We start from the raw sequence: 12,762 nt of genomic DNA on the forward strand, positions 1-12,762 counted from the left end.
TGATACTAGGCGGTGACGGCGACGACTTTATCCACGGCGGCGCCGGTGATGACATCCTCTACGGTGGGCTGGGTAATGATACCTACCTGTACGAGCTGGGCGGCGGCCACGACACCATTATTGAAACTCGTGGGGATTCCGGTACAGATACCTTGCAGTTTAGCGAGGGCATTCGCCCTGGCGATATCAGCATCAGCAAGGACGGCAATAACCTGCTCTTTCGAATCGGCAGCACGGGCAGTATCAGCATTGCCAACTGGTTCAATAGCCTGAATGACGAGGCGCACCGTCTGGATGTTGTCCGCTTTGCCGATGGTCGTTCCTTTAACCTGGCTGATCTGCAGTTGGCCACCGGTGAAACGGCAACGCTGGAAAGCCTGCTGGGCAACGGGATATTGATTGGCGATGCTGCTGAGAACACCCTGCTGGGCAGTGACGGGGACGACTGGCTGGATGGCGGTAGCAACAACGACATCATGCAGGGCGGCAAGGGTGACGATACCTACGTGGTTGATTCCGTTGACGACGTGGTGATCGAACACGCCGATGAAGGGATTGATACGGTTGAAAGCAACGTCAGCTACACCCTGGGTGACAACGTCGAAAACCTGACGTTGCTGGGGCCTCAAAACCTGTCCGGTACGGGCAACGAGCTCGACAACATCATTCGTGGCAACTCGGGCGACAACTATCTGGACGGCGGCACGGGTGAAGACACGCTCATTGGCGGGCGCGGCAATGACACCTATGTGGTGAACAGTGCGGGTGACCAAGTGATTGAAAAGCCCAATGAGGGTTTTGATACGGTTATCTCTTCAATTGACTATACGCTGGGCGACAACCTGGAAGCCTTGACGCTGGTGGGCGATGCTCGGGTGGGCAAGGGTAATGAAGCCAATAATGTCCTGACCGGTAATGAGCTGGACAACGAGCTGTACGGCTACGATGGGGATGACATCCTGGATGGTGGAAAAGGTGCTGACCTTATGGTTGGTGGTGCGGGTGATGATACCTATATCGTTGATAATGCAGGAGACTTGGTTGTAGAACTGGCCAATGAAGGCATTGATACAGTCAAGTCATCTATTAATTATCAACTGACGGATCATGTTGAAAACCTGACCCTAACAGGACAAGGCAATCTGACCGGTGAAGGCAACGAGCTGGATAACGTCATCATTGGTAACTCGGGCGATAACACGCTCTATGGTTATGATGGCGATGACACTCTGGATGGTGGGGCCGGCGCAGACATTCTGATCGGCGGGCGCGGTAACGATACCTACATTGTGGATAACGTCGGCGACCAGGTGATTGAACTGGCCGATGAAGGCATTGATACCGTTCAATCCTCTATTGACTATACGCTGGTGGATAACGTTGAAAACCTTACCTTGATTGGTCAAGGCAATATCAATGGCACCGGTAATGAACTGGACAACGTTATTACGGGTAACCACAGAGACAATATCTTGACCGGTGGTGCAGGCAAGGACACTTTGATCGGTGGAAGAGGCGATGACACCTACATCCTGACAGCCGACGATCGTGAAGACATTATTATCGAAAAAGCTGGCGAGGGTACGGATACGGTTATCAGTCATTTTGACTATACGCTGGGCGATAACCTGGAAAATCTGGAGTTGGCCGGTGCTGCGACTGAGGGCACGGGCAATGAGCTGGATAACAAACTGGTTGCCAACGATCTGCATGCCAGCACGCTGAAGGGCCTGCAGGGCGACGATGTGTATGTTGTCAGGCACGCGGATGACCAGGTTATCGAGGCCGAAGGCGAAGGGACTGATACGGTTATAAGCAGCCTGGACTGGACGCTGGGTGCCAACCTTGAAAACCTCACGCTGACCGGTACAGAAGACTTGCAGGGTGAAGGTAATGAGCTGGACAATATCATCATTGGCAATGATGGCGACAACACGCTTTATGGTTATGACGGCGATGACAGGCTGGACGGCGGCGGCGGTGTCGATACCTTAATTGGCGGAACAGGGGATGATACCTATGTTGTCAACCATGTGGATGACCGGGTTGTCGAGCTGGAAAACGAAGGGATTGACACGGTCGAGGCCTCTGTAAGCTATAGCCTGTCCGACAATGTGGAAAACCTTGTTCTGACCGGGGAAAACGCCATTGATGGTACAGGTAATGAACTCGACAATATCATTACCGGCAATGATGCAGACAACGTACTGGATGGCGGCGCCGGCAACGACCAGCTGTTTGGCGGCAAAGGCAATGACACTCTGTATGGTGGTGCCGGTGATGACCTGCTGGATGGCGGCGAAGGCGCGGACTTTATGGCCGGAGGCACCGGAGACGATACGTACATTGTTGATGATGAAAATGATGTGGTCGTTGAAGAGGCGGGTGAGGGTACGGATACTGTTATTGCGTCGGTTTCCTACCAGCTTACCGATCATGTCGAGAACCTGAGCCTGGTAGGTGATAAAGACCTGAATGCCACAGGAAATGATCTAAATAACCTGATTATAGGTAATGACGGCAACAACATCATTGATGGTGGCTTGGGTGATGACATCATGCGCGGCGGCAAGGGCGATGATACTTATATTGTCGACAGCAGTCATGATGTGGTTGAGGAAAATGCAAACGAAGGCTATGACACGGTCATTGCTTCTGTTGACTACAAGCTTTCAGACAACGTTGAAAAACTCATTCTGACGGGCACCGCAGACCTGAAAGGTAGCGGAAACGCTTTAAATAACGAGATCATTGCTAACGATGGTAATAGCCATCTGGAAGGTTTTGCAGGCAACGATATTTTAACTGGTGGCATGGGCAACGATATTCTTGATGGTGGCGAGGGTGCCGACATCATGCGTGGTGGTGCCGGTGATGATATCTATATCGTTGATGATGTGGGTGACCAGGTCATTGAATACGCCAATGAAGGTAACGATACGGTTATTGCTTCGATTGATTACGAGCTGGGTGACCATGTTGAGAATCTTGAACTGGTAGGTGACAGCCTGGTCGGAAAAGGTAATGCGCTGGATAACCAGATCAAGGGTAATGATTTGGGTAACCAGCTGTATGGCGGTGCCGGCAATGACACCCTGATTGGTGGTGCTGGTAATGACTTGCTGGATGGTGGTACCGGAGCCGATACCATGATGGGCGGTGCAGGTGATGATGTGTACATTGTTGATAACGTCAATGATGTGGTCATCGAACACGCTGACGAAGGCGTTGACCTGGTGCAGGCATCCGTTGATTACACACTGACAGATCACGTAGAAAACCTGACCCTGACTGGTAGCGGTCATATCCGTGGTACGGGCAATGAGCTGGACAACATCATTACCGGTAACAGCGGCAATAACACCTTGGAGGGCGGTGCAGGTAACGACACCCTGATTGGCGGTGCCGGTAATGACCTGCTGGATGGTGGTACGGGCGCTGACATCATGCGTGGTGGCACGGGCAACGATACCTACATCGTTGATGATGTGGGTGATCAGGTGATCGAGCTGGCGGGACAGGGGACAGATCTGGTGATGGCCTCGATTGATTACACACTGACTGCCAACGTGGAAAACCTGACCCTCATGGGTGAGGAAGATCTTAAGGGTACGGGTAACGAGCTCAACAACATCATCATCGGTAACGATGGAAACAACGTGCTGGATGGTGGCGCTGGCAACGACCAGTTGTTTGGCGGCAAGGGCAATGACACCCTGATAGGCGGTGCCGGTAATGACCGCCTGGATGGTGGCGAGGGTGCTGACCTGATGATGGGCGGTACTGGTAATGATACCTATGTAGTTGACCATGTTGACGATGTGGTGGTGGAGCATGAGGGCGAAGGCATTGACCTTGTCGAATCTTCAATTACTTACCAACTCACGGATCATGTAGAAAACCTGACCCTCACCGGCACAGCCAATATTGACGGAACTGGCAACGAACTGGACAACATCATCCGGGGGAACAGCGGTCACAACATTCTGGATGGTGGTGCCGGAGATGACCAGCTATATGGCGGGGCCGGCAATGACACCCTGATTGGCGGGGCTGGTAATGACTTGCTGGATGGTGGTACGGGCGCTGACATCATGCGTGGTGGCACGGGCAACGATACCTACATCGTTGATGATGTGGGTGATCAGGTGATCGAGCTGGCGGGACAGGGGACAGATCTGGTGATGGCCTCGATTGATTACACACTGACTGCCAACGTGGAAAACCTGACCCTCACTGGCACAGCTGATATCGACGGAACGGGCAACGAACTGGACAACATCATCCGGGGGAACAGCGGTGACAACATTCTGGATGGTGGTGACGGAGATGACCAGCTATATGGCGGTGCCGGCAATGACACCCTGATTGGCGGTGCTGGTAATGACTTGCTGGATGGTGGTACCGGAGCTGATACCATGATGGGCGGTGCAGGTGATGATGTGTACATTGTTGATAACGTCAATGATGTGGTCATCGAACACGCTGACGAAGGCGTTGACCTGGTGCAGGCATCCGTTGATTACACACTGACAGATCACGTAGAAAACCTGACCCTGACTGGTAGCGGTCATATCCGTGGTACGGGCAATGAGCTGGACAACATCATTACCGGTAACAGCGGCAATAACATCTTGGAGGGCGGTGCAGGTAACGACACCCTGATTGGCGGTGCCGGTAATGACCTGCTGGATGGTGGTACGGGCGCTGACATCATGCGTGGTGGCATGGGCAACGATACCTACATCGTTGATGATGTGGGTGATCAGGTAATCGAGCTGGCGGGACAGGGGACAGACCTGGTGATGGCCTCGATTGATTACACACTGACTGCCAACGTAGAAAACCTGACCCTCACGGGTGAAGAGGACCTTCAAGGTACGGGTAACGAGCTCAACAACATCATCATCGGTAACGATGGAAGCAACGTACTGGATGGTGGATTGGGTGCAGATACACTTATCGGTGGTTTGGGTGATGATATTTACTTCGTCGATAATATATATGACGTGGTGATAGAAAATGCCGATGAGGGTATTGATACAGTTATTTCTACTGTCAGTTACCAGCTGTCGGACTACGTTGAGAATTTGACCTTGTCCGGAAGCGATAATATTAACGGAACAGGAAATGAGCTGGATAATATTATTGTAGGAAACTCGGGTGACAATACCCTAGACGGAGGAGCGGGTAACGATACGTTTGTTTACCATAAAAATGGTGGTCACGACCGTATCATAGATAATCAAGGATATGACACGCTGATCTTTAAAGATGACATTAAGATTACCGATGTTGAAGGAGTTCGGGTTGGTAATGATCTATTGATTAGTCTTGATGACAGTAGTGGTTCAGTTCGACTGAAAAACTGGTATATCAACCAGGAAGGGGTGCGCCGCGTAGAGTTTGCTGACGGCACCATTTTGGTTGACGAACAGGTGGACTGGTTGGTTAACCAGCCTCCCATTGCTAATCCGGACGAATTAACCACCTATGAGCATGAAAAAGTTGCGTTAATCAAAACGGCTGAAGTGTTAGCCAATGATTACGATATTAATCCGCAAGATGTGCTTTCAGTAACGAATGTTTTTGAATCCAGTCTTGGCGTTAAAGTTCGGCTGGAAAATGACACGATTATTTATGACCATGAAGAGCTGTCTAAAAATTTGGCACACGGTGAAACATTGACTGACACCTTCGATTACAAGGTTGTAGACTCACGAGGGGCCTCATCAGTTGGCACTGTAACAATGACTATTATTGGTCAGAATAATGCACCTGAAGTTGGAGAACAGTTGGCTGACACCAGTCTGTATGAGCTGGCACCCTTGGTGTATGAAATTCCCAAAGGAGCCTTTACGGATAGTGACAATAACAGCAAGATTCAGCTTTCAGTAACGCTAGCTAACGGAGATAAACTCCCGGATTGGTTGACATTTAATTCGGAAACCGAAACGTTACAGGGTATTCCACCGTTTGAAGAAGCCTTGGGAATACTTGATATTAAGGTTACTGCAACAGACGAGTATGGGGACACTGCGTCACAGGAATTTGCTGTTAAGGTTAATTCTTTAATAAATCTGCCGAATGTCTTGATTGGAAGTAATCGGAGTGAGCTTCTTTTAAATATACGTAATCCCAACGGGGATAATATTATTTATGGCCTCGGTGGAAACGATACCATAATGGGCATGGGCGGAAACGATATTCTTTCTGGTGGTGCAGGTAACGATATTATCTATGGTGGAAGCGGTAATGACATCATTCATGGAGGGACGGGTAATGATATGTTATATGGAGACTCAGGTAATGACCGGTTGTATGGTGGTACTGGCAACGACTACTTAAGTGGTGGCAGTGGCGATGACTACCTGAGCGGTGGTGACGGCGATGACCTTCTGTATGGTGGCACTGGCGATGATATCCTGGATGGTGGTGCCGGTAACGATAAGCTCTTTGGAGGACTGGGGAGTGATACCTATATATTTGGCAGGGGATATGGACATGACACAATACAAGATTTTGATATAAGTTCAAAAAACAAAGACATTATCAAGTTTAAGGAAGACGTTGCTCAGTCCGATCTGTTGTTTACCAGATCTAGACAAGATTTAAAAATCAGTATAAAAAATACAAATGATGTATTAACTGTTGAAAATTGGTTTGCAAGCAAGTTTTGGCAAGTTGAAGAAATACATTTCAGTGATGGTGCTGTGATTACAAACACGCAAGTCCAGCAAATGATTAATGCAATGGCCGGTTTTTCTACACAATCTGCAGCGGATACCGCCTCATTTACAGAAACGAATGGAGATAATTTGCTTTTAACCAATATGGCCTCCAGCTATTGAGTGGATAGCTAAAGCCCTCGTACGTATTAATGTGCGAGGGCTTTTTGTTATTTTAAGTAACCTAAAGTCTTAAATGATCAAATGAAAAGTTGTTTTGAGCCGTATCAAGGCAATCTTGGGATTTACAATATAGCCAGGTGGATACGCTCTAAAAACAGTTTGCATGAACCGGAGCGGTGCGATTACCAGGTCAGTGTTCCTGTGAATCACATCTACCTTCGATAGTGCGGTGAGCTAAAAAATGTCAAACTCTACTTCGCTCCAATCGTTGTCTATTATTGCACAGTATCACGGTATATCAGTTGATACTGATGATGTTGTACACCGTTTCGGTGAAAGTGGCCAGAAGGTGCTGAGTCGTCAGTCCTGGTTACTTGCCGCAAAAGATATTGGGCTGAAGGCCAAATTAATTAAAAAAGATATTGGCCGATTAGATATGGTCGCTTTGCCAGCCGTTGTCTGGTGCGAAGATGGTGAACACTTTGTTTTAGCGAAAATAGATGATGAACGATTTTTAATTCAGGATTTAATGTTAAATAAACCATTGGTCTTGGATAGGGAGAGTTTCTCAAAAAGGTATTCGGGTGTATTGATTTGTGTTTCTTCCCGCGCTTCAATATTGGGAGAGCTGGCACGATTTGATTTTACCTGGTTTATTCCATCCTTGGTGAAATATAGAAAAATCATTGGCGAGGTTATGTTGATATCTGTTGTTGTACAGATGTTTGCACTTATTACGCCTCTGTTTTTTCAAGTAGTTATGGATAAAGTGTTGGTGCATCGAAGTTACTCAACACTTGATGTGGTAGCTATTGCGTTTGTAACGGTTACCATTTTTGATGTCGTGCTGAATGGTTTGCGTACATATATATTCTCGCACACGACCAGTCGAATTGATGTAGAGCTGGGAGCAAAGCTGTTTCGCCACATGTTGACATTGCCAATTAGTTATTTTGAAAGCAGGCGTGTAGGTGAAACGATTGCGCGTGTACGCGAGCTGGAGCAAATTAGAAACTTTCTTACAGGACAAACCTTAACATCGGTTATGGATTTGATGTTTTCATTTATATTTATTGCGGTCATGTGGTATTACAGCGGAGCATTGACGCTTATTGTGCTGGCTTCTTTGCCATGTTATGCGCTGTGGTCTGCTGCTGTAAGTCCTATTTTACGTGCAAGGCTTAATGAGAAATTTGCACGTAATGCTGACAACCAGGCGTTTTTAGTTGAATCTGTGTCTGCTATAGGGACAATTAAATCAATGGCTGTTGAGCCACAAATGACACGACGCTGGGATCAGCAGCTTGCCGCTTACGTAACATCAGGATTTAGGGTGGTACGGATTGCTACAATTGGTCAGCAAGGTGTTCAACTTATCCAAAAATTTGTCACGATAGCTATTTTGTGGCTGGGCGCTCATCTTGTTATTAAAGGGAGTTTAACGGTCGGGCAGCTCATTGCCTTTAATATGCTGGCCGGACAAGTAGCTGCGCCGATTATTCGGTTGGCACAACTCTGGCAAGACTTTCAACAAGTGGGGATTTCGGTTGCTCGTCTTGGGGATATTCTAAATACTCCAGTTGAAGCCGCTAAATCGCGTCTAACGTTGCCCCCTATTCAGGGGGATGTTGAATTTGAAAATGTTAATTTTCGTTACCGGCCAGATGGCCCGAAAATAATAAAAGATATGAATATAAAAATTGGTCGTGGAGAAGTTATCGGTATTGTTGGGCGCTCAGGTTCAGGTAAAAGTACACTTACCAAACTGGTACAGCGCTTATATATTCCTGAGTCTGGGCGAGTGAAGATTGATGGAAATGATCTGGCTTTGGTTGATCCAGTATGGTTACGTCGACAGGTGGGTGTCGTATTGCAGGAAAACATATTATTGAATACCAGTGTTCGTAATAATATTGCTTTGGTTGACACGGGACTGCCAATGGAGCGAATTATTGAAGCGGCTAAACTGTCGGGCGCACATGATTTCATTATGGAGTTAACAGAAGGCTATGATACGGAAGTTGGTGAACACGGATCAACGCTGTCTGGTGGGCAAAGACAGCGGATTGCTATAGCGCGAGCACTTATAACAAATCCACGTATTTTAATCTTTGATGAAGCCACCAGTGCTTTGGATTATGAATCTGAAAGGGCTATTATGAAAAATATGCAGCTGATTTGTCGTAATCGTACAGTGTTCATTATTGCCCATCGGCTGTCGACCGTTCGTATGGCTCATCGAATCATTGCGATGGACAAGGGTATTGTTGTGGAACAGGGAAGTCATGATGAACTACTTAAGATAGAAAACGGCTATTATCGTTATTTAAACCAGTTGCAAGCAAATTAAGGGACTGGATGATGAGTAAGGAAACCAGTCAATTGACAGCCGTTAAATTACTTCTTTTACGCTATTGGCAAGTGTTTATTAATGTGTGGGCCATACGAGACAAGCTTGATCCACCTAAACGTAAAGATGATGAGCTTGCTTTTTTACCAGCACATCTTGAGTTGGTTGAAACACCTGTTTCTGTTGCTCCAAAATGGACAGCAAGATTAATTATACTCTTTGTTTTTTTTGCTTTGATATGGTCTGTGTTCAGCGAGGTAGATGTTGTCGCTACGGGTCAGGGAAAAATCATCATTAGTGGGTATAGCAAAACTATTCAGCCATTAGAAAACTCTGTAGTAAGCGCTGTTTATGTTCGTAATGGACAGGATGTCAAGAAGGGAGAGCCGCTGATTAGATTGACAGCCATAGGGAGTGAATCAGATCTCGAACAAGCCCGTACATCACTGAAGTCTGCATATCTGGCTAAGTGGCGTGGTGAGAATCTTGTTAAGATTTTAGAGATTAAAGATATTTCAAATATCGGCACTTTTATGCATCCGAGAGACTTGGTTGTTACCAGCGATGAAATTGATGAGTCAAAAAATCTTTTACTGAATCAATTTTTAACATGGCAGTACAAAGATCAGCAGCTTGATCTTTTAATGCAACAGCGTAACGCTGAAATTAATACCATTAAAACTCAGCAACAAAAGGCAAAAAGCTTGTTGGAAATTGAACAGGGTAAACTTGAAAATCTGGGTGATCTATATGAAAGTCGATTTATCACAGAGCACAGTTACTTGGAACAAAAGGCTACTGTGCTGCAGCTAGAGGCTGATGTAAAAACTAACTATTCAAAAGTTACTGAAATAGAGAAGTCGATAGCTCAAACCCACGAAGAACGTATGACTAACACGCAAGCATTGATTTCTGAAACTTTAGACTCTATCCGCCAAGCTAATGAAAGTATTAACCAAGCAAGCTTTGAAGTAGAGAAAAATCAGCAGCGAAATAATTTGATGTTATTAACGAGCCCAGTTGACGGTACGGTTCAGCAGCTGGAAACACATACGATTAATGGTGTTGTGACAACGGCTCAGCCGTTAATGGTAATTGTTCCTAAAGAGGATTTTTTTGAGGTTGATGTACTAATTCAAAATAAAGATATTGGATTTGTTCGCAAAGGGCAGGGAGTGATAATTAAGCTAGATGCATTTCCTTATACTAGGCACGGCTATTTGACAGGCACGATAAAATCTATTAGTTATGATGCCATTGAGGATGAAAAAATGGGGCTGGTGTATTCATCACTTATTAGTCTTGATAAGCAACGGCTTAATGGCTCTATTAAGCTGACGGCAGGGTTGTCGGTGGTTGCGGAAATAAATACAGATAAAAGAACAGTTATTGACTACTTGCTTAGTCCGTTGAAAACTAAAATAGATACTAGTTTTAGAGAGCGTTAATGTGCGTAGTGTTCTAGTTCTTCTGAGTGTGGTATGGGCTAACTGTTGTTTTGGCTCTGAGCTAATACAGGCTTGGGAGTATGCTTTAAGTAACTCATCAGAAATACAGGCTGCGTCTGAAAAACGCAATGCCGATTATGAAGCGAAAGCACAGTCATTGGCGCATTTGCTACCATCATTGCGAGGAAATACTTATTACCAGGAACAGCCGCAAAACAATGCTGACGACTCTGCGATGCAAGGCTGGGGTATTGAGCTAACTCAGGCATTGTTGAATGTGACCAAGTGGCATCAATATAAAAAAGGCACAACCCGCTCTATGATTGCAGACCTTGAGTTACAAGATCATCGTCATCAGCTTTTAACCAAAGTGACGCAAGTATATTTTGATACACTGCAGTCAAAAAAAGATCTGGAGCTAATAAAAAAAACAAGAGAATCGATGGCGGCCCAAGTTGTACAAACTGAAGCTTTGTACAAAAAAGGAGCGGGCACAATTATTGATTTTTATGATGCGCAGTCAGCTTACGAAGCAATTTGTGCCGAAGAAATTGCAATACATAATAAACTTAAAATCGGCCTTGGACAGTTATCTAGCATGACAGGGTTTCCGTATAGAACGTTACAGCAAGGCAATATCGTTATGAGGGCTGTGGATGTGTCAACTTTTGAGTATTGGAAACAAAAAGTATTAAGTGGAAACTTTGCTCTCCAAGTAAAGATGGAACTTGTTAAAGAGGCGGATTACGATGTTAAAGCTGTTAAATCTCAACACTTGCCTACTATTGACTTGAATCTTGGCTATCGGGATAACATACATAAACGAAATGTCGCTGGCTCAGGGGGAGTAAGGTATTCTACTCGTGGAAATTATATTGATGTTCGTATGACTGTTCCTTTGTTTAATGGTGGCGCAATGACAAGTCAAACACGGCAATCCGTTGCTTCACGAGAATTCTTGCGTCATGAGTATGATAATGCGATTGAAAATACTCTGCTGGATATGGAAAGACTGTTTCTTGATGTCAAGAGCAGTCAGTATCAAGCTAAAGCATTTACACAGCTTTGTGAAACAAACAATACCAAACTTGAAGCAACTAGAATTGGATTAACTGCTGGGGTGAGAACGCAGATTGACCTTATTAATGCTGAAAGAGACTATTTGGAGGCACAGCGTAAGCTGGCAGAAGCGCAATACCAATTTGCTTCAAGTTATGTCACTCTTCAGATTCTGTCTGGCGAAATTGAACTGTTGAAAATACAAAGCATTATGAATTAATTTAGAGCTGATTACGTGTTATGCGAGCCATTTGGCGCTGGACTGCTCGCTTATATCTATACGAGCAAATTTCGTACAGGCCGTTTTGTTACAAAGTTTTTTGAGGGTAAAAAGCATGGTATCAGATGGCAAACGAATGCTGCTCGATACCGGTTTCATCCAGTTGCAGATACCAGCCGTGGCTATCCCAGTCGCCAAGCACAATGCGCGTGCCGGTCGGTAGGTTATGAGTAGCTGGACGGTGAGTGTGCCCGTGAATCAGGGTGCGCACGCCATGACGCTGCATGGCCTGTTCAACTGCTGCCGCATTGACATCGGTTATCTCGGCGGCCTTCATGCGGGTCTGGCTGCGGCTTTTGGCGCGCAGGTCGCCGGCCAGTTTTCGTCGGGTTTTCAGTGGCAAGTGGCGCAGGATGAAGAGGCTCAGCGGGTTGCGCAGGATGCGTTTCATGCGCTGGTAGTCATGGTCGTCGGTGCACAGGCTGTCGCCGTGCATCAGCAAAATGGACTCACCGTTGTGCTGGAGCAGGGCCGGGTCCTTGAGCAGCTGGCAGCCGGCTTGCAGGCAGAATGCGTTGCCGATCAAAAAGTCGCGGTTGCCGTGCATCAGGTAAATGCGCGTGCCGCTGTCGGCCAGCTGTTTTAGCGCAGTGGCAACTTGTTGCTGGAACGGGCTGATGGCGTCGTCGCCAATCCACACCTCAAAAAAATCACCCAGAATATAGAGGGCGTCGGCCTGTGGTGCGGTTTCCTGCAAGAAACGGAAAAACGCCCGGGCAATGTCCGGGCGTTGTTCGTGCAGATGCAGATCGGAGATCAGCAGGATCATCCGGG

At 46.6% G+C, this 12,762-nt stretch carries 5 protein-coding genes and 1 pseudogene; 5 read left to right on the plus strand and 1 reads right to left on the minus strand.

The window, feature by feature from the left end; genetic code table 11:
• Window positions 1–2 precede the first annotated feature (2 nt).
• From AR306_RS13720 to AR306_RS05905, 5 genes and pseudogenes are all read left to right on the plus strand, one after another.
• A pseudogene (locus tag AR306_RS13720) lies at window positions 3–71 on the plus strand (hypothetical protein); the annotation flags it as partial.
• A gap of 81 nt (window positions 72–152) precedes the next feature.
• A complete protein-coding gene (locus AR306_RS13615; RefSeq protein ID WP_276307456.1) occupies window positions 153–6,851 on the plus strand; it encodes a calcium-binding protein in 6,699 nt (2,232 codons plus the stop codon).
• A gap of 241 nt (window positions 6,852–7,092) precedes the next feature.
• Window positions 7,093–9,201: a type I secretion system permease/ATPase gene (locus tag AR306_RS05895; protein WP_101496641.1), complete on the plus strand. Its 2,109-nt coding sequence runs from the start codon at window positions 7,093–7,095 to the stop codon at window positions 9,199–9,201.
• A gap of 11 nt (window positions 9,202–9,212) precedes the next feature.
• Window positions 9,213–10,649: an HlyD family type I secretion periplasmic adaptor subunit gene (locus tag AR306_RS05900; RefSeq protein WP_166627806.1), complete on the plus strand. Its 1,437-nt coding sequence runs from the start codon at window positions 9,213–9,215 to the stop codon at window positions 10,647–10,649.
• A gap of 1 nt (window position 10,650) precedes the next feature.
• Window positions 10,651–11,928, plus strand: coding sequence for a TolC family protein (locus tag AR306_RS05905; protein WP_101496643.1), 1,278 nt, complete (start codon window positions 10,651–10,653; stop codon window positions 11,926–11,928).
• A gap of 121 nt (window positions 11,929–12,049) precedes the next feature.
• On the opposite strand, the gene AR306_RS05910 is transcribed toward AR306_RS05905, so the two are convergent.
• Window positions 12,050–12,757 (minus strand): UDP-2,3-diacylglucosamine diphosphatase, encoded by a 708-nt coding sequence (locus AR306_RS05910; protein WP_101496644.1) that lies wholly within the window; start codon window positions 12,755–12,757, stop codon window positions 12,050–12,052.
• Between the last annotated feature and the right edge of the window lie 5 nt (window positions 12,758–12,762).

The organism is Thiopseudomonas denitrificans (genome assembly GCF_002866065.1).
GTDB classification, from domain to species: Bacteria; Pseudomonadota; Gammaproteobacteria; order Pseudomonadales; family Pseudomonadaceae; genus Thiopseudomonas; species Thiopseudomonas denitrificans.